The following is a 22588-nucleotide window of genomic DNA, read 5'->3' as shown; positions in this document are numbered from 1 at the left end:
CCCGCGCCGCACGGCTCGGCCACAATGTGGGGATGAGCGGTGTTGAGCGGAACGTGACCGATCCCTACCTCTGGCTGGAAGAAGTGACCAGTGAGCGCGCTCTGGACTGGGCTCGCGCGCACAACACGGTCGTGCACGCCCGGTTCGCCGACTCCGATCGCTTCCGTGACCTGGAGCGCCGCATTCTCGACATGCTCGACACCGACACCAAGATCGCCTACCCCGCCCGCCGGGGGCCCTGGCTCTACAACTTCTGGCGGGACGCCGAGCACCCGCGCGGTCTGTGGCGGCGCACCACCTTCGCCGAGTACGCCGAGGAAGCGCCGGACTGGGACGTGCTGATCGACCTGGACGCGGTGGCCGCCGAGGAGGACGAGAACTGGGTGTGGGGCGGGGCGACGGTGCTGCGCCCGGAACAGTCGCGCGCGCTGATCAGCCTGTCGCGCGGCGGTGCGGACGCGAAGGTGGTCCGGGAGTTCGACCTGGAGCGCAGGGTGTTCCTCGATCCGGCCGACGGCGGGTTCTTCCTGCCCGAGGCGAAGTCGGAGATCCGCTGGATCGACATCGACTCGGTGTACGTCGGCACCGACTTCGGCCCCGGCTCGATGACCGATTCGGGGTATCCGCGGATCGCGAAGCGCTGGCGTCGCGGTACCCCGCTGGCGGAGGCGACCACTGTTTTCGAGGGCGAGAGCGGCGATGTCGCGGTCTCGGCGGGCTACGACCGCACGCCGGGCTACGAACGGCACTACGTCGGCCGCGCCACCGATTTCTTCAACGAAGAGGTCTACCTGCTCGAGGACGACGGCGCCCTGCGGCACCTGGACATTCCCAGCGACGCCAGCGAGTCCTGGTACAAGGACTGGCTGCTGGTGCGCCTGAAGTCGCCGTGGGAGGTCGGCGGCGCGAGTTACCCCGCCGGCGCGCTGCTGGCCACCGACTTCGAGAAGTTCCTCTCCGGCGCACGGGAGTTCGAGGTTCTCTTCACCCCGGACGCGCGCACCTCGCTGCACGGCTACGGCTGGACCGAGAACCACCTGTTGCTGATCACGCTCGAGGACGTGCAGACCAAGCTCTACGTGCTGACGCCCGCCCAGGACGGCTGGCGCCGCGAGCCGCTGGCCGACACCCCGCCGATGGCCACCACCAGCGTGCTGAATCTCGACCCGCTGGAAAGCGGTGACGAGTTCATGCTCAACACCAGCGGCTTCACCACCCCGGCGACGCTGCTGACCAGCTCGGTCGGCGGGCGCACCGAGCGACTCAAGCAGGAACCCGGCTTCTTCGACGCCGACGGGGTGGAGACCGAGCAGTTCTTCGCCACGTCCGACGACGGCACGCGGGTGCCGTATTTCGTGATCCGCCATCGCGACCGGAAGGGCGTGCCCGGGCCGACGGTGATGTCCGGCTACGGCGGTTTCGAGATCTCGCGGACCCCCGCCTACAGCGGCGCTTCGGGCATGGGCTGGCTGGAGCGCGGCGGCACCTGGGTGATGACGAACATCCGCGGCGGCGGCGAGTACGGGCCGCAGTGGCACACCTCGGTGCAGAAAGCCAACCGGCACAAGGTGTACGAGGACTTCTCCTCGATCGCGAAAGACCTCGTCGCGCGCGGCATCACCACCGCCGACCAGCTCGGCGCGGTGGGCGGGAGCAACGGCGGACTGCTGATGGGCGTGATGCTGACCCGCTACCCGGAACTGTTCGGCGCGATCGTCTGCCAGGTGCCGCTGCTGGACATGAAGCGCTACCACCTGCTGCTCGCCGGCGCTTCGTGGATGGCGGAGTACGGCGACCCCGACAAGCCGGAGGAATGGGAGTACATCGGCAAGTACTCGCCCTACCAGAACGCGCGCGCCGACCGCGCCTACCCTCCGATCCTGCTCACCACCTCGACCAGGGACGACCGCGTGCACCCCGGCCATGCCAGGAAGATGGCCGCGCTGCTGGAGGAACAGGGGCACGAGTTCTGGTACCACGAGAACATCGAAGGCGGCCACGGCGGCGCCGCCGACAACAAGCAATCGGCCTTCCAGGCGGCGCTGATCTACGAGTTCTTCACCCAGATGCTGATCGAACGACGCGCCTGAGCGGCGCTCAGCGGTCGCGCAACCACTTCTCGATCTGGTCGACGGTGCTGGTGTACTGCCGGATCCAGCCGTTGTGTCCCAGCGGCTCCGGCTGCCGCCAGCGCGTCACCTCCGCGTTGGGCAGCTTCTCCAGCAGGTGTTCGGCCGAGCTGGGCGGGGTGAGGTCGTCGCCGGTCATCGTGATGGACAGCACCGGGAGCTTCAGCCGCGCGATGCGCTCCTCGTAGTCGATGTCCGCGCCGACCGGGACGAACCGGCCGGTGCGCGCCAGCCGGGCCCAGTCGGAGATCAGCACCTTGGACTGGCGGCCGAAACCCATGGACACCCGGTCGCCGGGCCAGAAGCCGGCCAGGTTCGCCGTCAGCGAGATCGCCGCGGTGCCCACCAGCATGCCCGGACCCGAAAGTCCCCGGTAACCACGGTAATACGGGGTGCCCGAGGCGACCAGGATCAGCCCGCCGAGCCTGCCGCGGACGCGCGCGGCGTACATGACGCCGAGCTGTCCGCCCATGCTGTGCCCGAGCAGGTACGGCGTGCTGTCCGGGAACTGCTCGCGAACCACCTCGAAGATCGCCGGGAAATCCACCGAGACCAGCTCGTGGTAGCCGAAAGTGCTGGCGGCGCTGGGTTTCGGCCTGCTGTCGCCGTTGCCGCGCAGCTCGCCGATCGCCACGTCGAACCCGCGTGCGGCCAGGCCGGAGGCGAACAGTTCGTAGTAGCCCCCGGGAACGCCGAGTCCGGGCACGATCACCAGCACCGGTCGTGGCGCGTCCGGAGTGACCGCGTGCCGGTGCGGACCCCCGGCGGGGATCAAGCGCACCGGAACCGTGGTGCCGTCCGGCATCTGGATCGGAACTGTCTGCATCCCCGGCACGTTACCGCGCTGGTCGCGCCCGGTCGCGCAAGCCGGCGACGCTACGCGCGGACCGCGCCGATGATCACCCTGCTGAGCACCCGGATCACGTCGTCGAGCGGCGGGCGCGGGTCCGCGCCGCTCCAGGAGTCGACCACGTAGTTGACGCCGCCGATGATGGCGAGCATCCGCATCTCGTAGTCGCCCGCGGGTATCTCGCCGTGCAGGGCGGCGTCTTCGGCGGCGCCAGCCAGCAGCGAACCCCACTCCCGGCGCACCGCGAGACGGAACTTCTCCACCTTCGGGCCCGCGCCGACCACCTCCACCAGGGCGACGCGCGCCTTGCGCGGATCGGAACCGATGGATTCGACGTAGGCGCGAACGGCGGCGTCGATGACGTCCAGCGATTTCGCACCGGACTTGGCGTCCAACGCCTTCTTCACGGCGTCCCGCGACTCCCGGTCGATCTGCTCGTACAGCTCTAGGAGCAGGGACTCGCGACCGGTGAACTCCTCGTAGAACTGCCGCGAGGAGAGTCCGGCGTCCTTGCAGATGGCGCCGACCGAACTGTTGGCGTAGCCGTCCCGCGCGAAGACCGTCAGGCCTGACTCCAGAAAACGCGCACGCCGCTGACGTTGCCGGTCCTCCACGGGTTGCCCGGCATACATTCGACCCGTATTCGCATCCTGTGACATTGGGCCAGACAATACAGAAGGGCCCGAACTCATCGTCACGGATCGGGCCCTTCGTTACAACCCTCGGCCGACCTCGAGTTAGCCGAAAGTTGGCTGAGCAGTTGCTACCTCATCAAATGGTCGCCGGGCCGAAACCCGGCGACCATAGTAGCTTGTGCGCAAGCACGCCTATCCACGGATCGAGCATTCGGCAACTCCGATCTGGCCGTAGGAGATTTCTTGTCACTGGCTATTTGCCGGAACAGACCATACCTAGCAGCGGCGCGGTTGCGGGCAATTTTAGAGGGAATCTGTAGAATTTTTTGTTTCATTCCGATTCGTCGGTTACGGCGGATTCGCCCGCTCCCGCCGAACCGGCCAGCAATTCCGGTAGATCGGCCACGGAATCGATGACGTGATCGGGCGCGCGGTCCGCCGACGCGAGCACTTCGGGCCGGAATTTTCCGGTGCGCACCAAGACGCCGGTCAGCCCGGCGTCCTGTGCCGCAAGCACATCCGAGTACAGATCGTCACCGATCATCACGACCTGCGCCGGGTCGAGCCGCATCAGCGCCGCCGCGGTCCGGAAACCAGGCGCCGCGGGCTTGCCGACCACCTCGATGCGGGCGTTGCCCGCCGCCTCCAAACCGGGCAGGTACGCACCGGTGTCGATACGCAACCCGTCCGCGGTCGCCCAGGTCGAACCGCTGTGCATGGCGACGACCGGCACGCCGTCCAGCATCAGTTCCACCACCCGGCTCAGCGCCGCGTGCGTGAATTCCGCTCCCGCGCCGCCGAGCACGACCACGTCCGGACGTCGCTCGTCGAGCCGGAGACCGGCGAGGTCGGCCTCGATGTCGCCGTGGTTGAGCACCCAGACGGCGGCGCCGGGGTATCGCTCGCGCACGAACTCCGCGGTGAGCCTTGCGGCGGTGACGATCTCGGCGGGATCGACCTCGATATCGGTGTCCCGCAGGCGTTTCGCGATCTCGGCGCAGGTTCGCGAGGTGGTGTTGGTCAGAAATGCCCTACGCAGCCCGCTCTCCCGGATCCGGCGCACCGCCGCGGCGGCGCCGGCGATCTCCCGCCAGGAGGTCACCAGGACGCCGTCGATGTCGTAGAGCACGCCTCGGATCCGACCGCGGTCAGGCATGGCTTCAGCGTACGGCCGACTCGCGGGCGGGGCACCCGCTCAGCGCCGCGCGCCGTTGATGACCGCGTCCAGCAGGCCGGGGAAGCGTTGATTCAGATCCTCCCGCCGCAACTGGACCAGTCGGTTGCGGCCGGAGACGAAGGTCGTCGTGATGCCCGCGTCCCGCAGGACCTTCCAGTGGTGCGAGGCGGTGGCCGCCGTGATCTCCACGTCGAACTCGCGGACGTTGCAGCTCAACGGTTCTCGTTCGCCGGCGAGCGCGCGGACCAGTTCCAGCCGCACCGGGTCGGCGAGAGCGCTCAGCACACGGACCAAATCGATGTCGGCGGTACTCGGCTGTGGCAGCGCGCGCATCTCCATTCTCCGATCGTTTGACAACAATCGAAGAGTACCGCACCCTCATCCTATGATGCTTCGACAACCATCGAATGATCTATACCGATCGCTGTTGCCGCTCGCCGTGGGCACTTTCGTGCTCGGCACCGACGGCTTCGTACTCAGCGGGCTGCTTCCGCTGATCGCCGCCGACCTGCACGTCACCGTGTCCACCGCCGGGCAGCTGACCACGATGTTCGCCTGGACCTACGCCATCGCCGCACCGCTGATCGCCGCGGCGACCGGCTCCTGGGATCGCCGCGTGCTGCTCGGCGGCGGCGCCGCGCTCTTCGTGATCGGCATGATCGGGCAGGCCGCCGGGGAGAGTTTCGCGGTCATGGCCACGGCGCGCGTCGTGGCGGCCATCGGGGCGGCGGCCTTCCAGGCCAACGCGTTCGCCGTCGCGGGCGTCGTCGCCGATGACGCCCACCGGGGACGGGCGCTGTCGATCGTGACCGCGGGCATCACGCTGTCCAGCGTCGCGGGCGTGCCGATCGGCATCTTCGCCGAACGCTGGATCGGCTGGCGTGGCGTGCTGTGGGGCATCGCGGTCGGCGGAGCCGTCGCGGCGCTGCTGGTCTTGCTGCTGCCGCGGGTGACGCTGCCGAGCACGGGACTGCGCGCCCGGATCGGCGTGCTGACCCGGCCGCCGGTGCTGCGGGTGCTGATCGTGACGACGATCCAGATCACCGCCGTCTACACCACCACCGTCTACCTGCCCGTCGTGGTCGCGGCATCGGTGCCGCAGAGCATGCTCGCCTGGCTGTTGCTGGCCATGGGCGTCGGCCAGGTGATCGGGAACGCGCAGGCCGGGCGCGCGGTCGACCGCTACGGCCCACAGCGCACGCTGACCGTGGGCCTGGCGGGCGCGCTGATCGGCCTTGCGCTGCTCGGCGTGGCCATCCATGCCGCGTGGGCGGTGTTCGTGGTGCTCGCCCTGACCGGATTGTTCGGTTCTGCGGTCCTGGTTCCGCAGCAGTATCGCCTGTTCGGCATCGCCCATGACGCGCCGACGGTCGCCCTCGGCCTGAACGGATCGGCCATCTACCTCGGCGCGGGAATCGGGTCGATCATCGGCGGCACCGTGCTGGATTCCTCCGGCAGCCAGTGGCTCCCGTGGACCTCGGCGCTCATCGCCACGCCGGCCCTGGCTCTCGCGCTCCAGAAAGCTCCGTCCGCCACCAAGGCTTCGGCTCCGGCTCCGGCATGACCCATCCGCCGGCGGCGCGGCATCGGGTCCCGCCGCTGGCGGCCTCTCCCGCTCCGGCCCATACGGCGGAATCCGGGAATCTATTACGAGGGCGCGCACCGCCTTCAGCGCTCACAAACGCGGCGTCGCTGCGCATCCGGGGCTGCGCCTCGTCATCGCAACGGATACGGGAGAGAACGGGCGCGAATCAGTGAAGTCATCGATCCGGACTGGCGAAATGGCGGCACTGATCGCGACCGCGTCCCGGTGACGAACCCGTCGCAGGATCGGCGGGGCACTTCGATACACGGTGCCCCCGCTTCCGGCGGCTAAGCGGCAGGGCCGGGGCGGATCGAGTCCAATCGGTCGGCGCAGCGGGTCAGCAAGTCCTGCAAGGCGGCTCGCTCGGCGTCGGTGAATTCCTCGGCCAGGGCGCGTTCGACGCGCACGGCGCGGGCGTCCGCGTCGCGCATCACCGCCTCGCCCTTGTCGGTCAACGTGGTCTCCAGGACGTTCTTGTGCCACGGGTGCGGGGTGCGCTCGATGAGCCCGCGGTCCTGCAGATTGCTCAGCACGGTGTTCATCGACGGCGGGGTGACGCCGCAGAGCCGGGCCAGGGCCGCGGCCGAGATACCGGGGTTCTCGGCGAGGAACAGCAGCGCGGCGTACTGGGGCACGGTGACGCCCGCCGGCTTCAACGCGGCGTTCTTGGCCGTGTTGAGGGACTGCTCGGCACGTTTCACATACGAGCCGATCCGTTCGGCGGCGGGCATCGACGTCATAACCGCATGGTATCCGCACGTCCTCTTGTTTGACCCTTGACTGATATTAGAGTTCTAACTTAAATTCGTGCCAGTTGCTCAATGCGGGCACATTCTCATGCACGGACTCTAAGAGGTAACCCCATGCCCCACCGCCTGTCCCTCCGCCTGCTGTCGAGCCTGGCCGCAGGCTCCGCCTGTCTCACGCTCGCCGCCTGCGGCACGAGCGATGCGCCGAGCGCCGCAGTTCACACCGCCTACGAGTTGCCGGGCGACCGGGCCTACCCCGAAGGCATCGCCGTGGACGCGCGGACGGGAGACAGCTACGTCGGCTCCTACACCACCGGCGCCGTCTATCGGGCGACGCCGAACGCGCACCGAGCCGAAGTGTTCCTGCCCGAAGGCGCCAACAACCACAAGACCGCCAACGGCTTGAAAGTCGATGCCGCCGGACGGCTGTGGGTGACCGACTCGACCACCGGCGTCGCGGTCTACGACATCGCGACCCGTTCCCTGCTCGCGGACCTCACCGTGCCCGGTGGCGACCCCCGCTTCGTGAACGATCTCGCCATCACCCCCGACGGCACGGCGTATCTGACCGACAGCACACGGGCTGTCGTCTATCGCGTGACGCCCGATCAACTGGCCGCCGCCAGAGCACAAGGCGGCCGCGCCGAACTGACCCCGCAGTTCGACCTGCACTCCGTGCTGCCGCCGATCGAACCGGGCGGCTTCAGCCTCAACGGCATCGTCGCCGACCCGGCGGGCCGCTACCTGCTGACGGTCGACATGCCCCGTGGCGACCTGTACCGCATCGCGTTGACTCCGGACCAGAACCCGATCCGCAAAGTGGCCTTGCGCGGCGGCGATCTGCGTCAGGGCGACGGACTGGAACTGCGCGACAACACCCTGTGGGCCGCGCACAACACGACGAACACCATCAGCCGCTGGACCCTCACCGACGACGGCGCAACGGCGACGCTCGCGCAGCAGCGCACCGACGAGAATCTCGCCATCCCCACCACCCTGGCCCGCGCCGGTGACCGAACCCTGATCGTCTCCTCCCAGTTCGACAAGGGCGGTCCGATGGCGCCCGGCACACCGAAGACGCCGTTCACCGTCGTCACGCTGGACGGAATCTGACGCCGGAACGCCGGAAGCCGGCCCACCTCGCGGTGGACCGGCTTCCGGTTCCAAATGTGTTGCGCGGTAGCGGGACTCAGAAGTCCATGCCGCCCATGCCACCGGTCGGGTCGCCGGCGGGAGCCGCGGTCTTCTCCGGCTTGTCGGCGACGACGGCCTCCGTGGTCAGGAACAGAGCCGCGATCGAGGCCGCGTTCTGCAGCGCCGAACGGGTGACCTTGACCGGGTCGGCGACACCGGCGGACAGCAGGTCCTCGTACTCGCCCGAGTCGGCGTTCAGGCCGTGACCCGCGGGCAGGTTGGCGACCTTCTCGGCGACCACGCCGGGCTCGAGGCCCGCGTTGAACGCGATCTGCTTCAACGGAGCCGACAGCGCGACCTTCACGATGTTCGCGCCGGTGGCCTCGTCACCGGTGAGCTTCAGCTCGTCCAGCGCCGGAGCCGACTGCAGCAGGGCCACGCCACCACCGGCGACGATGCCCTCCTCGACGGCCGCCTTCGCGTTGCGCACGGCGTCCTCGATGCGGTGCTTGCGCTCCTTGAGCTCCACCTCGGTGGCCGCGCCCGCCTTGATCACCGCGACACCGCCGGCCAGCTTGGCCAGACGCTCCTGCAGCTTCTCGCGGTCGTAGTCCGAGTCGGAGTTCTCGATCTCGGTACGGATCTGCGCGACCCGGCCCTTGATGGCCTCCGCGTCGCCCGCGCCCTCGACGATGGTGGTCTCGTCCTTGGTGACGACGACCTTGCGCGCCTGGCCGAGCAGCTCGATGCCGGCGTTCTCCAGCGAGAGGCCGACCTCTTCGCTGATGACCTCGCCACCGGTCAGGATGGCGATGTCGGCCAGCTGCGCCTTGCGGCGGTCACCGAAGCCGGGGGCCTTCACGGCGACCGACTTGAAGGTGCCGCGGATCTTGTTGACCACCAGGGTGGACAGGGCCTCGCCCTCGACGTCCTCGGCGATGATCAGCAGCGGCTTGCCGGCCTGGATGACCTTCTCCAGCAGCGGCAGCAGGTCCTTGACGGTGGAGACCTTCGAGCCGACCAGCAGGATGTACGGGTCCTCGAGGACCGCTTCCTGACGCTCCGGGTCGGTGACGAAGTAACCGGAGATGTAGCCCTTGTCGAAGCGCATGCCCTCGGTGAGCTCCAGCTGGAGACCGAAGGTGTTGCTCTCCTCGACGGTGATGACGCCTTCCTTGCCGACCTTGTCCATGGCCTCGGCGATCAGCTCACCGATGGACGCGTCGCCCGCCGAGATACCGGCGGTGGCGGCGATCTGCTCCTTGGTCTCGACCTCCTTGGCGGTGTCGAGCAGCTTGGCGGTGACGGCCTCGACGGCCTTCTCGATGCCGCGCTTCAGGCCGAGCGGGTTCGCGCCGGCCGCGACGTTGCGCAGACCCTCGCGCACCAGCGCCTGGGCGAGCACGGTCGCCGTGGTGGTGCCGTCGCCCGCGACGTCGTCGGTCTTCTTGGCGACTTCCTTGACCAGCTCGGCGCCGATCTTCTCGTACGGGTCCTCCAGCTCGATCTCCTTGGCGATGGACACACCATCGTTGGTGATCGTGGGGGCGCCCCACTTCTTCTCCAGGACAACGTTGCGACCCTTGGGGCCCAGCGTCACCTTGACCGCGTCGGCGAGGCTGTTCAGACCCCGCTCGAGGCCGCGGCGGGCCTCTTCGTCATACGCAATTGTCTTGGCCATGGCGTTGTTGAGATCCTCCATGTGTATGGCTGACACACAGGACGACCGCTGGTTGGGTCGCCCCAGTTACGCTGGCCAGGTTCGGTGCCCGCGACGGACGACCGAGGGTGTCTACGGAACCCGGTCTCACCGTCCCGACCTGGCACTCACAGGTCGAGAGTGCCAAAAGCATTTTTAGCACTCAGGGGTGTCGAGTGCAAGGTCCGCGAGTCCTAATGGCGGTCGTCGAAGCGGAACAGCAGCGCGATGATCGCGTCGTTGCGGCGTTCCTCCTGGGTGCGCGGCTCGCCGTCCTCGGTGACGAGCTCGGCGTCGCGCAGCAGCAGCTCCGCCTCCACCCGCATGATGGCGCGAATGAACGGAGGGGCGACCTCGGGCGGCAGATCGCCGTTCACCACGGTGCCGCCGTCCGGCTGGGACTCGGTGGACACATACGGAAGAGCGCGCAGTAGATCTGCGCGCCGTTCCCCCGCTATTAGGTCGGAATCCGTGTCATCCGCCATTGCTATAGCTTAGCCGTCGGCGGTTCACTTCTCCGGCCGGACGATTCGCACCGCCCGGCGGGAACGACATAAGCGCAGGTCATCGCACCTCTCCCTGGCGTTCGATGGTCTCGGAACCGCACCGAGGCGGCCGTGACGGCGTAGATTCCGGGTGAACCATGATCAACTCATCCCGGAAGGGGACGCGGGTGGACGACCTGCCGTTCGATTCGCTCTACCGGCACGGCTTCGCCCGGGTGGCGGTCGCGGTGCCCCGGCTCCGGGTGGCCGACCCCGCCTACAACGTGGAGCAGACCGTGGAGCTGGCCACGCAGGCCGCTGCGGCCGGGGCGGTGCTGACGGTGTTCCCCGAACTGGGTCTGTCCTCCTACACCGCCGACGACCTGTTCCACCAGGACGCGCTGGACGCAGCGGTGGAGGCGGCGCTGGCCAGGCTGGTCGCGGCGAGCACCGACATCGACACGGTGCTGATCGTGGGCGCGCCGGTGCGGTCCCACCACCGGTTGTTCAACTGCGCGATCGCGATCTGCCGTGGCATCGTGCTCGGGGTCGCCCCGAAGAGCTACCTGCCCAACTACCGGGAGTTCTACGAGAAGCGCCAGTTCGCGGCGGCGCGCGAGGCGGTGGACGACCACGTCGTCGTCGCGGGGCACCGGGCGCCGTTCGGATCCGATCTGCTGTTTCGCGCGAGCAATCTGCACGACTTCGTCTTCCACCTGGAGATCTGCGAGGACGGCTGGGTTCCGCTGCCGCCGAGCGGGTTCGCCGCGCTGGCCGGTGCCACCGTGCTGATCAACCTGTCCGCGAGCAATATCGTGATCGGCAAGGCGGACTACCGGCGGTCGCTGTGCACCTCGCATTCGGCGCGCTATCTCGCGGCGTACCTGTATTCCGCCGCGGGGACCGGCGAGTCGACCACCGACCTCGCCTGGGACGGGCAGGCGCTGATCTGCGAGAACGGCGACCTGCTCGCGGAGGGCGAGCGGTTCGGCGATCATCCCCAGCTGGTCACCGCCGACCTGGATCTGCGCCGCCTCGCCGCGGACCGGCTGCGCACCACCAGCTTCGCCGACAACGTGCACGACCACCGCGACCGGCTGGCCGCGATGCGGCACATCGACGTGCGGCTGCCGGTCCCCGAGCACCCCGTCGCGCTGGAGCGCGAGATCCAGCGCTTCCCCTACGTCCCCGCCGACCCGGCGCTGCGCAACGAGCGGTGCGCCGAGGTGCACCACATCCAGGTGGAGGGCTTGAGCACCCGATTGCGCGCCACCGGCACGCAGCGCGTGGTGATCGGGGTGTCCGGCGGCTTGGATTCCACCCAGGCGCTGATCGTGGCGGTCAAGACGATGGACCGGCTCGGGCTGCCGCGCTCCAACGTGCTCGCCTACACCATGCCCGGCTTCGCGACCAGCACCAGGACCAGAACCGACGCGCACCGCTTGATGGCCGCCCTCGGCGTCACGGCCCGGGAGATCGACATCACCCCTTCGGCCACGCAGATGCTGCGCGACCTCGGCCATCCGGCCGCCGACGGCGCGCCGGTGTACGACATCACCTACGAGAACGTGCAAGCGGGCGAGCGCACCTCGCATCTGTTCCGGCTGGCCAATATGCACGGCGCGCTGGTGGTCGGCACCGGCGACCTCAGCGAGCTGGCGCTCGGCTGGTGCACGTTCGGCGTCGGCGACCACATGGCGCACTACAGCGTGAACGCGTCGGTGCCGAAGACGCTGATCAAGTACCTGATCGCCTGGGCGGTGGACACCGAGCAGTTCGGCGCGGAGGCGAACGAGGCGCTGTCGTCGATCCTGCGCACCGAGATCTCGCCCGAACTGATCCCGAACGCGGACTCCTCCGCGCCCGCCCAGAGTTCCGAGGCCACGGTCGGCCCGTACGAATTGCAGGACTTCCACCTCTATTACCTGTTGCGCTTCGGCTACCTGCCCAGCCGCATCGCCTACCTGGCCAGGCACGCCTGGTCCGATCCCGCCACCGGCCGCTGGCCCGATCTGGTCCCCGCCGACCAGCGCAACGCCTACGACCTCGCCACGATCAAGCACTGGCTGGGCGAGTTCCTGCGCCGGTTCGTGCAGACCAGCCAGTTCAAGCGCTCGACGCTGCCGAACGCGCCGAAGGTCGGCTCCGGCGGTTCGCTCTCGCCGCGCGGCGACTGGCGCGCGCCGAGCGACGCGTCCGCGGCGGCCTGGCTGGACGAGCTCGCCCGCAACGTGCCGGACGCCTGACCGTAGCGGCGTCAGAGCCCCGGACAGGGCCGGACACACCCCTGCCTATGGTGACTGCGTGAGTGAGAAACCCGGCTGGGATGCCATCGACGATGCGTTGCGGCCGCTGTACGGCGACATCGAACCCTTTCACTGGGCCTCCGACCATCCGTGGTCGCTGGGCGGGTCCGACCCTCTCGACGGGATCAGCGCCTACTCCCGCACCGACCCGGTGCCGCACTGGCACTACATCAGCTACGGGATGACCGAGTTGTACGAGAAGGAGTGGGACAACCCGGCGGAGTCCGGCTGGGGCTTCGAGTTCACTTTCCGCCTGACGCGCAGGCCCGAGGACACCGAACCGCCCGTGTGGCCCGCGAACTTCATGCAGAACCTCGCTCGCTATGTCTTCCAGTCCGGCAAGTGGTTCGAACCGGGCCACACCATCAAGACGAACGGACCGATCGCGGCGGACCACGCCGACTGCACCAATCAGGCGGTCTGCTTCACGGCCGACCCGGAACTCGGCGTCATCGACAGCCCGCACGGCCGCGTGCTGTTCTTGCAGATCGTCGGGTTGACCATGCGGGAGTACCGCGCGGCGCAGGGCGGACGCGCCCTGGCACTGCTGGCCGAGCTGGAACCGCGACTACCCCTGTACGTCACCGACATCCACCGCGAGCCGTTGGTTCCCGAACCGAAGCCGCAGGCCCGCTGGCCCCGATGGGGCGGAGGACTGGCCGGACGAGCGTGATCAGGCCGCTCGGGCCGCACGGTGTGCGACCGGAGCGGCCCGGCGTGGCCCACGGATGCAGGCGCGCCGCGCCCGGCGATGGCGCGCCCGCGCGGCGTGGGCGCCACGCACCCCGTTGACGACGTTGCGGATGCCGTGCGCGGCGTTCGCTCGCCGGGCCGCGCCGATCACCAGCAACGGCGCGGCGATGGCGAGCGCGGTCCGCGCACGGAGCTTCCCGTCGCCCACGGGTATCAGGACTTCTCGGGCGTGATGGACGCGAGCAGTTCGCCCAGATGCGTTTCGGCACTGGCCTTGTCGACGCCGAGATCGCTGAGCAGACCGGCGCCGTTCTCCTGTTCCAGCAGCGCCAGCAGGATGTGCTCGGTGCCGATGTAGTTGTGTCCCAGCCGAAGCGCCTCGCGGAAGGTGAGCTCCAAAACCTTCTTGGCCTCCGCGCCGAACGGCACCAGCGCGGGGACATCCCCCTCGCTCGGCGGCAGCGACGCGGTGGCGGCGGCGGAGATGACGTCGACGGAAACGCCTTGGTTGAGCAGTTCCTGCACCGCGAGACCTTGCGGTTCGGTGAGCAGCCCCAGCACCACGTGCCCGACGGCGATCTCCCGGTTGCCTGCGGTGCGCGCGGCCTCCTGCGCCGCCATCACGACCGCGCGCGCCCGCGGGGTGAAACGGGCGAAGCCCGCGTTCGGGTCCATGGCGGCCGCCGCGTCCGGCTCGGGCACTTTGGGCACGAACCGCTTCTGCGCGGCCTGTTTGGTGACGCCCATGCTGGCGCCGATGTCGGTCCAGGAGGCGCCGGAGCGGCGGGCCTGGTCCACGAAGTGGCCGATCAGGTGATCGGCCACTTCGCCGAGGTGGTTGGCCGCGACGACGGCGTCGGACAGTTGCTCGAGCACGTTGTCGGGCCGGGCCTTCTTGATGCCTTCGATCAGGTCGTCGAGGCGGAATTGAGAAGTCATGCGTCAACCATAGGTTGACGAAAACGGTGCGTCAACCGTTGGTTGACGATTCGATTCAGGGGCGCGCCGCCCAGGCCGCGCCGCGCACGATGCGCTCCTTCACCCACGCGGCCGTGCGCCCGGTCAGCACCGTCCGAGCCGGTGCGTCGTCGGCGTGCACGGCTTGGACGACCCCGTCGTTGCGGCCCAGGCTGATGCATTGGAGCACATAGCGGAACCGCAGCTCACCCGGCTCGCGACCGCGCATCCTGGCGACGGCGGCGTCCGCAGCGTGCTTGCCGGTCGGCAGCGCGGTGGCACAGGCCATGCGCAGCTCGCGCCCGCCCGGCCCCGCGACCACGGCGGCGTCGCCCGCGGCGAAGATCTCCGGGTGCGACACCGAACGCAAGGTGGCGTCGGTCAGCACGCGGCCGTCGGGATCCACCGCCAGCCCGGAGCGGGCGGCGAGGTGGGGCACGCGGAAGCCCGTGGTCCACACCGTCGCCGCGGCCTCGACCAGAGTGCCGTCGGCCGAGCGCGGCCCCTCGGGCGTCACTTCGATCACCTTGGCGCCGGAGCGGATTTCGACCCCGAGACGCTGCAGCGTCCGCCTGATGTGCGCCTGCGCCCGCGCCGACAGCCACGCGCCCGGCTCCTCCGACCCGAGCAGCAGCACCCCGGAGTCCGGATGCGATTCGGCCAGTTCGGCCGCCAGCTCGATGCCGGTCGCCCCGGCGCCGACGATCGCCACCGGCCCGCCCGCGAAGGCCAGGCCGCGCACGTCTTCTCGGGTGGCGACCGAGTAGGCGTGTTCGGCGACGCCGGGCACGCTCTCCCGATCGGCGACGCTGCCCAGCGCGTAGATCAAGGTGTCGTACTCGAGCGCGGGCGCCGCGTCGAGCACCACCCGCCGCGCGCCCGTATCGATCTCCGTCGCCATGGCGCGCACGAAGCCGATGCCCTTGTTCTCCAGGGTTTCCCGCAGATCCCATGCCGCGATCCGCTGCCCGGCCGCCTGCTGATGCAGTCGCACCCGCTCGACGAACGAGGCGTGCGCGTCCACCACGGTGATCCGCGCGTCACGCGCCGTGCGAGCGAGCCTGCGGGCCGCCGCCAGTCCCGCGTATCCCGCGCCGAGAACGACGATCCGATGCTGTCCGGTCATGTCGAGGCTCCTTTCGATCGGCCATCAACCCTCAGACCGGACAGGCCCCCGATTCCTGACAGATCGGCACCGTGAAGCGTGTCACAGCGGAGGCTGGACGCGGTCCGGCAAGGTGCCCACCGCGCCCTCCGCGCCGCTCGCGCCGGCGAGATAGGCCAGCTTGTCGGGGTTCACGATCAACCGCAGCGCGGTGACCACGCCGTCGACCACGTCCATCCCGACGACCACCAGCGGCGCGCCATCCACCCGTGCGACCGCGGCGGGCGCGCCGTTGATCTCCTCCACCACCAGCCGCATGCCCGGCACCTCCCAGCGCAGCAGGCCCGCGAGGTACCGCGCCACCTGATTCGCGCCGTGGATCGGGCGGCGCGCCGCGGTGACCTTGCCGCCGCCGTCGGCCGTCGCGCTGACGTCGGCGGCGAGCATCCGCTCCAGCGCCGCCACGTCGCCATCGCGCGCCGCCTTCAGGAATCGTTCGACCAGCTCGCGGGCGTGCTCGGGCGTGGCGCCGAAGCGGGTGCGGTCCTCGCGCACGCGCAGGCCGGCCCGGCGGAAGATCTGCTGCGAGTTCGTCTCGGTGATGTCGAGCATGTCGGCGATCTCGCGGTGCGCGTAGCCGAAGGCTTCGCGCAGCACGAACACGGCGCGCTCGATCGGGGTCAGCCGCTCCAGCGCGGTCAGCAGCGCGAGGGAGACCTGTTCGCGCTCCTCGACGGTCTCCAGCGGGCCGAGTTCGCCGCGCGCGGTCGGCACCGGCTCGGGCAGCCACGGGCCGACGTAGCTCTCCCGCCGGGCACGCGCCGAAACCAGCCAGCCGCGGCAGAGATTCACCAGCGCGGTGGTCAGCCACGCCTCGGCGGAACGGATATCGCGACGATCGGCGCCGTCCCAGCGCAGATAGGTCTCCTGCACCGCGTCCTCGGCTTCACCAGCCGAGCCGAGCATCCGATAGGCGAGCGCGAACAATCGCGGGCGATGCCCCTCGAACTCCCGCAACGCGGACGGCTCCATCTGACACCCTCCTCCACCCCGGCCGACGGATACGACCGTACCGCTCCGCGCGGAGCGGGTGAGAGTGCCGGTGCGCCGCCCCGGCGACAGGGCAAGGAAGCCGAGCCGGGGCTCGCCGCCGCCGCTAGAACTCGGCGCCCGGCGGGCGATTCCCGTTCTGGCGTTGCTTCGCCCCAGGTCGGCGCAGCCGCAGCCGCGCGGAACCGCGGATCGCCGGGCGCGGGATGGCGGGGCGGCGGATGGCGGGCAGCCGCCGGTCCGCGCGTCGTTGGGCGCGCCGCTCGGCCGGTTTGTGCGTCCAGGTTTCCGGCCGCGCGGCCACCCAGCGCTGGGAATGCCAGGCGAACGGGATGTGGCCCAGATACAACGCGACCAGCACCAGCAGCAGCACGATCGGATACGTGACCAGCGCGGCCGCGGCGAGCGCGACCAGCACCAGCAGCCCGGCCGCGGCCTGCGGCGCCACCGACACCGATTTCATGGCCAGCGTCGGGATGGTGCTGACGCACAGCGCGGCCGCGAACACCGTCCACGCGGCCACTTCGTAGAAGCCGACCCACCAGCCGTCGCCGAACTGCACGTACAGCGCCACCGGCACGACCGCGATGAGCGCGCCCGCGGGGGCGGGCACACCGACGAAGTACTCACGCGCCCAGTCCGGCCGGGTGTCGTCGTCCATCAGGGTGTTGAACCGGGCCAGGCGCAGCACGATGCTGACCGCGAACAGCAGCGCGACGATCCAGCCGACGCTGTTGCTGCTGAGCAGGGTCACGTACAGCACGAGCGCGGGAGCGACGCCGAAGGAGATGGCGTCCGACAGCGAGTCCAGCTCGGCGCCCATCTTCGTGGTCGCGTCCAGCATCCTGGCCAGCCTGCCGTCCAGGGTGTCCAGCACCGCCGCCGCGCCGATCATGGCCAGCGCGATACCGAGTTTGCCGTCGAGGCCGAACTTCACCGCCGACAGCCCGGCGCACAGCGCCAGGATGGTGACGATGCTCGGCAGCAGGCGGACGCTGCGCCGCCTGCGCCGCTGCGTGGATACCGCCGCTTCCATCACGCGTCGGCTGATGTGCCGAGCACGGCGAGCACGGTCTCACCGCCGATGGTGCGCTGGCCGGGCTGCACGAGCAGTTCGGTGCCCGGAGGGAAGTAGGTGTCGACCCGCGAACCGAAGCGGATCAGGCCGTAGGTGTCCGCGATGGTCAGCACGTCGCCGACCTGGGCGTCGCAGACGATGCGGCGCGCGAGCAGCCCGGCGATCTGCACCACCACGAGCTGGTCGCCCTCCGGCGTCTCCAGCACCATGCTGTTGCGCTCGTTCACCGAACTCGCCTCGGGCAGGTCGGCGGAGCGGAACTGACCGGGCTGGTGCAGCACCGAGCGCACGACGCCGGAGACCGGTGTGCGCTGCACGTGCACGTCGAGCACGGACAGGAAGATGCTGACCCGAGGCAGCGGCGCGTCGCCGAGACCGAGTTCCGCGGGCGGAGCGGCGGTGTCGACCAAGGCGATCTCGCCGTCGGCGGGGGCGACCACGACACCAGGACGATTCGGCGGCACGCGATGCGGATGACGGAAGAAGGTCGCGCAGGCTGCCGCGGCGAACAGTCCGGTGCGCCGCACCCATTTGCGCTTGCCGCCGACTACGGCGACCGCGAGGGGTGCGGCGACGAACGGAAGCCCGGCGGGATGCAACGGAGGGATCGCGTTGCGGACCAGGTCGGCGACGTGGCCGACTCCGGTGCGTTCAGGCGTGCCGGGCGGGGTGGGACGGCGGGCCACAGGCTCCTCTTTCGTGCTCGATGCAGACGGTTTGCGCCCTCTCAACGATAGGCCGGGCGCAAGCGTTCACACCTTACGGGAAAGGAGCCTGTGGCACGCGGTGTCAGGACCTGACTCGGGCGCCCGTGACCAGTCGAACCAGGAACAGCAGGATCACCGCGCCACCCAGGCAGGTGAAGAAGCTGAACCACAGGCCGCCGCCCTCGACGTCGACTCCCAGCAGCTTCAACAGGAACCCACCGAGCAGGCCGCCGATCACGCCGACGACGATATTGAGCAGGATGCCCTGTTGGGCGTCCGTCTTCATGATCTTGCTCGCGATCCATCCGGCAAGACCGCCGATGATGATCCATCCGATAATCCCGAGACCGAGCATGGTGTCCTCGCATTCAGTTGGGCCACGCCTTCGTGCAGCAGTGGCGTCGCTGAGTCGAGATACCCACGGATTGTCGGAATACGCGCGGCAGATGAGCGACTTTCAAGCTAATATGAGGAAGCCTCATGTCTATTCGCCAATGGGCAGTGGCTGATGAGGGACCGATTTCGATGCTTCGGGGCACCCCCGGCGGCGCCGCCGCAGGTACATAGGAGACGCAGATGGCTGCTCGAATCGCCCAGACCACCGGCGCTGAGCACACGGCGATCCTCGGGCTCGGCGTTTACCGCCCTGCTCGCGTGGTCACCAACGACGAGGTGGCCGGTCCGATCAACTCCAGTGACGAGTGGATCAGGACCAGGTCGGGAATCAGGACCCGGCGGTTCGCCGACGAATCGGAGACGATCCAGAGCATGAGCGTCGCCGCCGCGCGCGGCGCGCTGGAATCCTCCGGCATCGCGGTCGACCAAGTCGATTGCGTGATAGTTGCTACATCCACCCACCTGTTGCTGACCCCGGCCGCCGCCCCGCGCATCGCCACCGAACTGGGCATGAACGGCGCGGCCGCCTTCGACGTCTCCGCCGGTTGCGCCGGCTTCTGCCACTCGATCGCGCTGGCGTCGGACCTGGTCCGGGCAGGCACCGCAGCGCACGTGCTGGTGATCGGCGTGGAGAAACTGACGAACACGGTCAACCCGAAGGACCGTTCCACCGCCTTCCTGTTCGCCGACGGCGCGGGCGCGGTGATCGTCGGCCCCTCCGACGAGCCGGGCATCGGCCCCACCGTGTGGGGCTCCGACGGCACCCAGCACCACGCCATCCGGCAGGACAAGGACTGGATGGAGTTCTTCCACGAGATCGATGAGAAGGGCTTGGACGCGGTGCGGCCCTACCTGGCGATGGAGGGCACCGCGGTGTTCCGGTGGGCCGCGCACTCGCTGGAGAAGGTGTGCCGCGACGCCATCGACCGCGCCGGACTGTCCCCCGAGGACCTGGACGCGATGATCCCGCACCAGGCCAACGGCCGGATCATCGAGATCATGGCCCGAGTGCTGAAGCTGCCTGAGCACTGCGCGCTCGCCAACGACATCGAGGAAGCGGGCAACACCTCGGCCGCCTCGATCCCGCTGGCCATGGAGGCGCTGCTGCGCAAGGGCGAGTCCAAGCCGGGCGACACGGCGCTGCTGATCGCGTTCGGCGCGGGCCTGTCCTACGCGGCTCAGGTCGTGAACCTGCCGAACTGGAAGTGACGCTCGCCGCGGCCGGGCCACGACCTCTCGTGGACCCGCCGCGGCGACCCGCGCTCAGGCGCCGGCTTCGACCGCCGTCTTGATCTTGCCCAGCGTTTCGTTCATGCCGCGCACCAGCAGTTCCTCGAACGGGGCCTCGCCGCCGAGCGCGGCATCGATCGCCCTGCGAGAGAGCCAGGTGGTGCCGTTGGGCACGTCGCGCCGCTCGATCAGCCGCGTGCCGGACTCGGTGGGCTCGAGGGTGTAGCTCCACACCGTCCGGTTCTCGTTGACCCGGAAGGCGAACGCCTGGTTCGGCTCGACTCGCACGATGCGGGCGGTGGTCGGCCAGAACTTCTTGCCCTCGCGATTGAAGTTGATCGTCCAGGTGCCCGCTTTTAACGAGCCGAGCGCCACCATCCGCACGCACTGCGGGCTGAACTCCGGCATCCGCTTCAGATCGGAGACCACCGCCCACACGCGCTCCGGGGGCGCGGAGATGTCGATACTGGCTTCGAGATTCTTCGGCAACGCTGCCTCCGGGATATCAGCGACGGACCGACGGGCGTCCGTCCGAACGCGGTGGAACGAGTCGCTGACATTTTAAGCGCCCGACAGTTGCGTCACGTTTTCGCCACTCGCGCCCCCCCGGTGTAATGCTCGGCGCACAATAACAGATACATGAAGCACAGACACCGCCTCCAACATTTCGGCGTACCAACGTGAGGTGATCGGCCGTGAAACTGCGCTCCCTGCTCCATCGTCGACCGGCGAACCCGGTTCCGCTGCTCCCCGCCATCGAGCCGGAGGACGGGCGAAAAGCGCACGGCGCGTCGGTATTTCCGCCACAGAGCGTTCGCGGGGCCGTGCAGGAGGAGCGCCTGGAGCGGCTGCTGACTCCCCGTGAACTCGATCTCGTCTTGCATCATCGGCTCTGAGCCCTGGGCGAACGCCCACGACAGACCGCGCCGCGAGGCTCCATACTCGTCAGGTGACTTCACCCGCTGCTACGAAACCGGCCATCCTGAGCGTCGACGACGACCCGGGCGTTTCCCGTGCGGTCGTCCGCGACCTGCGCCGCCGTTACGGCGCCGATTACCGGATTCTGCGCGCGGAATCGGGGCCGCAGGCGCTCGAGGCGCTGCGTGAGATGAAGTTGCGCGGGCAGCCGGTCGCCGTGTTGATCGCCGACTATCGGATGCCTGGCATGGACGGCATCGAGTTCTTGGAGCAGGCGATGGACCTGCACCCGTACGCGCGCCGCGTGCTGTTGACCGCCTACGCCGACACCAACGCCGCGATCGACGCGATCAACGTCGTCGACCTCGACCACTACCTGCTCAAACCGTGGGACCCGCCGGAGGAGAAGCTCTATCCCGTGCTCGACGGGCTGCTCGACGCCTGGCGCGGCAGCGAGCACCGGCCCGTCACCGAGACCAAGGTGGTCGGCAATCGCTGGTCGCCGCGGTCGTCGCAGGTGCGGGAATTCCTGGCCCGCAACCAGCTGCCCTACCGGTGGTACCTGGCCGACGAGCCCGAGGGCGCGCGCCTGCTGGAGGCGGCGGGCGCCGACCCCGAGCGCTGTCCGGTGGTGATCACGTCCGCGGGCGAGGCGCTGGTGCAGCCAACCGACAACGAACTGGCCCAGCACGTCGGCCTGACCGTCGACCCGGCGGGCGAGTTCTACGACCTGATCGTCGTCGGCGGCGGTCCCGCCGGTCTGGGCGCGGCGGTCTACGGCGCGTCCGAGGGTCTGCGCACCGTGCTCGTGGAGCGCACCGCCACCGGCGGCCAGGCCGGGCAGAGTTCGCGCATCGAGAACTATCTCGGCTTCCCCGACGGTTTGTCGGGTGCGCAGCTGGCCGACCGGGCCCGGCGGCAGGCGGCGAAATTCGGCGCGGAAGTGATCACCACGCGCGAAGTGGTGGGGCTGGAGGTGAACGGCTCGGCGCGCACCGTGCGGTTCGCCGACGGCGGCAGGCTGTGCGCGCACACCGTCATCATCGCGACCGGCGTCGACTACCGCCGTCACCCGGCGCCCGGCGTCGACGACTTCACCGGGCGCGGCGTCTACTACGGATCGGCCATGACCGAGGCGTCCGAGTGCGCCGACCACGACGTCTACATCGTCGGCGGCGCGAATTCCGCGGGCCAGGCCGCGGTGTTCCTGTCCCGCAACGCGCGCACCGTGCATCTGGTGGTGCGGGCGGATTCGCTGGAACAGTCCATGTCGCATTACCTCATCCAGCAGATCGGGCAGATCGCGAACATCGAGGTGCACACCAACACGGAGGTGATCTCCGCCGACGGCGACGATCATCTGCAACAGATCGTGCTGCGCGACAACCGCACCGGCGCCGAGGAGAAGGCCGACGCGGAGCGGCTGTTCCTGTTCATCGGGGCCGCGCCGCAGACCGATTGGCTCGACGGCGTCGTCAGCCGCGACGACGCCGGTTACGTGCTCGCCGGTCCCGACCTGATGGTCGACGGCGCGCGTCCGGCGGGCTGGGAGCTGTCGCGGCCGCCGCATCATCTCGAGACCAGCGTGCCCGGCGTGTTCGTGGCGGGCGACGTGCACGCCGAGTCGGCCAAGCGCGTCGCCTCCGCCGTCGGCGAGGGCGCCATGGCCGTCATGCTCGTGCACCGCTATCTCGCGTAACCAGGA

Annotated in this window: 23 protein-coding genes; 8 read left to right on the top strand and 15 right to left on the bottom strand. The window is 69.3% G+C overall.

Going from position 1 to position 22588, the window contains the following annotated elements:
* Positions 1 to 32: 32 nt before the first annotated feature.
* Entirely contained in the window at positions 33 to 2090 is a 2058-nt protein-coding gene (locus ACWDMM_RS15890) for a prolyl oligopeptidase family serine peptidase (protein WP_449938029.1), read from the top strand.
* A gap of 7 nt (positions 2091 to 2097) precedes the next feature.
* Here the strand turns inward: ACWDMM_RS15890 and ACWDMM_RS15885 are convergent, their stop codons facing one another.
* The 4 genes from ACWDMM_RS15885 to ACWDMM_RS15870 form a co-directional block, all read right to left on the bottom strand.
* On the bottom strand, positions 2098 to 2955 hold the full coding sequence (locus ACWDMM_RS15885) for an alpha/beta hydrolase family protein (RefSeq protein ID WP_195080727.1): 858 nt from the start codon (positions 2953 to 2955) through the stop codon (positions 2098 to 2100).
* A 50-nt stretch (positions 2956 to 3005) separates the two neighbouring features.
* Complete coding sequence (locus ACWDMM_RS15880; protein WP_324722494.1) at positions 3006 to 3638, bottom strand: TetR/AcrR family transcriptional regulator; 633 nt, start codon at positions 3636 to 3638, stop codon at positions 3006 to 3008.
* A gap of 307 nt (positions 3639 to 3945) precedes the next feature.
* The gene (locus ACWDMM_RS15875; RefSeq protein WP_449938026.1) at positions 3946 to 4770 is read right to left on the bottom strand and encodes an HAD-IIA family hydrolase; all 825 of its coding nucleotides are present in this window, start codon (positions 4768 to 4770) and stop codon (positions 3946 to 3948) included.
* A gap of 39 nt (positions 4771 to 4809) precedes the next feature.
* Positions 4810 to 5130: an ArsR/SmtB family transcription factor gene (locus tag ACWDMM_RS15870; protein ID WP_323124536.1), complete on the bottom strand. Its 321-nt coding sequence runs from the start codon at positions 5128 to 5130 to the stop codon at positions 4810 to 4812.
* A gap of 88 nt (positions 5131 to 5218) precedes the next feature.
* On the opposite strand from ACWDMM_RS15870, the gene ACWDMM_RS15865 reads away from it, so the two are divergent.
* The gene (locus ACWDMM_RS15865) at positions 5219 to 6355 is read left to right on the top strand and encodes an MFS transporter (RefSeq protein WP_357109258.1); all 1137 of its coding nucleotides are present in this window, start codon (positions 5219 to 5221) and stop codon (positions 6353 to 6355) included.
* Positions 6356 to 6663: 308 nt separating this feature from the next.
* Here ACWDMM_RS15865 and ACWDMM_RS15860 read toward each other — a convergent pair whose 3' ends face one another.
* Positions 6664 to 7116 (bottom strand): MarR family winged helix-turn-helix transcriptional regulator, encoded by a 453-nt coding sequence (locus ACWDMM_RS15860; protein WP_323124534.1) that lies wholly within the window; start codon positions 7114 to 7116, stop codon positions 6664 to 6666.
* Between the two features lie 123 nt (positions 7117 to 7239).
* On the opposite strand from ACWDMM_RS15860, the gene ACWDMM_RS15855 reads away from it, so the two are divergent.
* Positions 7240 to 8238 carry an SMP-30/gluconolactonase/LRE family protein gene (locus tag ACWDMM_RS15855; protein WP_357207342.1) on the top strand — a complete coding sequence of 333 codons (999 nt, stop codon included), beginning with the start codon at positions 7240 to 7242 and terminating at the stop codon, positions 8236 to 8238.
* 76 nt (positions 8239 to 8314) lie between these two features.
* Here ACWDMM_RS15855 and groL read toward each other — a convergent pair whose 3' ends face one another.
* Complete coding sequence (gene groL, locus ACWDMM_RS15850; RefSeq protein WP_357109246.1) at positions 8315 to 9940, bottom strand: chaperonin GroEL; 1626 nt, start codon at positions 9938 to 9940, stop codon at positions 8315 to 8317.
* Between the two features lie 212 nt (positions 9941 to 10152).
* Positions 10153 to 10371: a hypothetical protein gene (locus ACWDMM_RS15845; RefSeq protein ID WP_244891767.1), complete on the bottom strand. Its 219-nt coding sequence runs from the start codon at positions 10369 to 10371 to the stop codon at positions 10153 to 10155.
* Positions 10372 to 10601: 230 nt separating this feature from the next.
* On the opposite strand from ACWDMM_RS15845, the gene ACWDMM_RS15840 reads away from it, so the two are divergent.
* Together ACWDMM_RS15840 and ACWDMM_RS15835 are read left to right on the top strand one after the other, a co-directional pair.
* Positions 10602 to 12689, top strand: coding sequence for an NAD(+) synthase (locus ACWDMM_RS15840; protein WP_357109242.1), 2088 nt, complete (start codon positions 10602 to 10604; stop codon positions 12687 to 12689).
* A 58-nt stretch (positions 12690 to 12747) separates the two neighbouring features.
* Entirely contained in the window at positions 12748 to 13422 is a 675-nt protein-coding gene (locus ACWDMM_RS15835; RefSeq protein WP_449938020.1) for a suppressor of fused domain protein, read from the top strand.
* Here the strand turns inward: ACWDMM_RS15835 and ACWDMM_RS15830 are convergent, their stop codons facing one another.
* The 7 genes from ACWDMM_RS15830 to ACWDMM_RS15800 form a co-directional block, all read right to left on the bottom strand.
* Complete coding sequence (locus ACWDMM_RS15830) at positions 13423 to 13650, bottom strand: hypothetical protein (RefSeq protein WP_357207332.1); 228 nt, start codon at positions 13648 to 13650, stop codon at positions 13423 to 13425.
* A gap of 5 nt (positions 13651 to 13655) precedes the next feature.
* Entirely contained in the window at positions 13656 to 14381 is a 726-nt protein-coding gene (locus ACWDMM_RS15825; protein ID WP_195080738.1) for a Clp protease N-terminal domain-containing protein, read from the bottom strand.
* A gap of 55 nt (positions 14382 to 14436) precedes the next feature.
* Positions 14437 to 15525, bottom strand: coding sequence for an NAD(P)/FAD-dependent oxidoreductase (locus tag ACWDMM_RS15820; protein ID WP_195080739.1), 1089 nt, complete (start codon positions 15523 to 15525; stop codon positions 14437 to 14439).
* A gap of 81 nt (positions 15526 to 15606) precedes the next feature.
* Positions 15607 to 16536, bottom strand: coding sequence for an RNA polymerase sigma-70 factor (locus tag ACWDMM_RS15815; protein ID WP_195080740.1), 930 nt, complete (start codon positions 16534 to 16536; stop codon positions 15607 to 15609).
* Positions 16537 to 16660: 124 nt separating this feature from the next.
* Complete coding sequence (locus tag ACWDMM_RS15810; protein WP_195080741.1) at positions 16661 to 17590, bottom strand: CDP-alcohol phosphatidyltransferase family protein; 930 nt, start codon at positions 17588 to 17590, stop codon at positions 16661 to 16663.
* On the bottom strand, positions 17590 to 18318 hold the full coding sequence (locus ACWDMM_RS15805) for a phosphatidylserine decarboxylase (protein WP_067797014.1): 729 nt from the start codon (positions 18316 to 18318) through the stop codon (positions 17590 to 17592). Before ACWDMM_RS15805 ends, ACWDMM_RS15810 begins: the two co-directional genes overlap by 1 nt.
* Positions 18319 to 18421: 103 nt before the next feature.
* Positions 18422 to 18694 carry a GlsB/YeaQ/YmgE family stress response membrane protein gene (locus ACWDMM_RS15800; RefSeq protein ID WP_195080743.1) on the bottom strand — a complete coding sequence of 91 codons (273 nt, stop codon included), beginning with the start codon at positions 18692 to 18694 and terminating at the stop codon, positions 18422 to 18424.
* Between the two features lie 221 nt (positions 18695 to 18915).
* Here ACWDMM_RS15800 and ACWDMM_RS15795 point away from each other — a divergent pair, with 221 nt between their 5' ends.
* Entirely contained in the window at positions 18916 to 19944 is a 1029-nt protein-coding gene (locus tag ACWDMM_RS15795; protein ID WP_039802496.1) for a beta-ketoacyl-ACP synthase III, read from the top strand.
* 54 nt (positions 19945 to 19998) lie between these two features.
* Here the strand turns inward: ACWDMM_RS15795 and ACWDMM_RS15790 are convergent, their stop codons facing one another.
* On the bottom strand, positions 19999 to 20454 hold the full coding sequence (locus ACWDMM_RS15790) for an SRPBCC family protein (protein WP_067796929.1): 456 nt from the start codon (positions 20452 to 20454) through the stop codon (positions 19999 to 20001).
* Between the two features lie 206 nt (positions 20455 to 20660).
* On the opposite strand from ACWDMM_RS15790, the gene ACWDMM_RS15785 reads away from it, so the two are divergent.
* Together ACWDMM_RS15785 and ACWDMM_RS15780 are read left to right on the top strand one after the other, a co-directional pair.
* Positions 20661 to 20861, top strand: coding sequence for a hypothetical protein (locus ACWDMM_RS15785; protein ID WP_195080745.1), 201 nt, complete (start codon positions 20661 to 20663; stop codon positions 20859 to 20861).
* A 53-nt stretch (positions 20862 to 20914) separates the two neighbouring features.
* Positions 20915 to 22582 carry an FAD-dependent oxidoreductase gene (locus ACWDMM_RS15780; protein ID WP_195080746.1) on the top strand — a complete coding sequence of 556 codons (1668 nt, stop codon included), beginning with the start codon at positions 20915 to 20917 and terminating at the stop codon, positions 22580 to 22582.
* The last annotated feature ends 6 nt before the right edge of the window (positions 22583 to 22588 follow it).

Source organism: Nocardia sp. NPDC003726, from assembly GCF_053586955.1.
This window is presented reverse-complemented; position numbering and strand designations above follow the sequence as displayed.

Coding starts and splice junctions, on each gene's coding strand:
- ACWDMM_RS15840 (WP_357109242.1), top strand. CDS start 10,602: ATGATCAACTCATCCCGGAAGGGGACGCGGGTGGACGACCTGCCGTTC.
- ACWDMM_RS15860 (WP_323124534.1), bottom strand. CDS start 7,116: ATGACGTCGATGCCCGCCGCCGAACGGATCGGCTCGTATGTGAAACGT.
- ACWDMM_RS15810 (WP_195080741.1), bottom strand. CDS start 17,590: ATGGAAGCGGCGGTATCCACGCAGCGGCGCAGGCGGCGCAGCGTCCGC.
- ACWDMM_RS15885 (WP_195080727.1), bottom strand. CDS start 2,955: ATGCAGACAGTTCCGATCCAGATGCCGGACGGCACCACGGTTCCGGTG.
- ACWDMM_RS15800 (WP_195080743.1), bottom strand. CDS start 18,694: ATGCTCGGTCTCGGGATTATCGGATGGATCATCATCGGCGGTCTTGCC.
- ACWDMM_RS15795 (WP_039802496.1), top strand. CDS start 18,916: ATGGCTGCTCGAATCGCCCAGACCACCGGCGCTGAGCACACGGCGATC.
- ACWDMM_RS15855 (WP_357207342.1), top strand. CDS start 7,240: ATGCCCCACCGCCTGTCCCTCCGCCTGCTGTCGAGCCTGGCCGCAGGC.
- groL (WP_357109246.1), bottom strand. CDS start 9,940: ATGGCCAAGACAATTGCGTATGACGAAGAGGCCCGCCGCGGCCTCGAG.
- ACWDMM_RS15820 (WP_195080739.1), bottom strand. CDS start 15,525: ATGACCGGACAGCATCGGATCGTCGTTCTCGGCGCGGGATACGCGGGA.
- ACWDMM_RS15815 (WP_195080740.1), bottom strand. CDS start 16,536: ATGGAGCCGTCCGCGTTGCGGGAGTTCGAGGGGCATCGCCCGCGATTG.
- ACWDMM_RS15890 (WP_449938029.1), top strand. CDS start 33: ATGAGCGGTGTTGAGCGGAACGTGACCGATCCCTACCTCTGGCTGGAA.
- ACWDMM_RS15825 (WP_195080738.1), bottom strand. CDS start 14,381: ATGACTTCTCAATTCCGCCTCGACGACCTGATCGAAGGCATCAAGAAG.
- ACWDMM_RS15870 (WP_323124536.1), bottom strand. CDS start 5,130: ATGGAGATGCGCGCGCTGCCACAGCCGAGTACCGCCGACATCGATTTG.
- ACWDMM_RS15875 (WP_449938026.1), bottom strand. CDS start 4,770: ATGCCTGACCGCGGTCGGATCCGAGGCGTGCTCTACGACATCGACGGC.
- ACWDMM_RS15880 (WP_324722494.1), bottom strand. CDS start 3,638: ATGTCACAGGATGCGAATACGGGTCGAATGTATGCCGGGCAACCCGTG.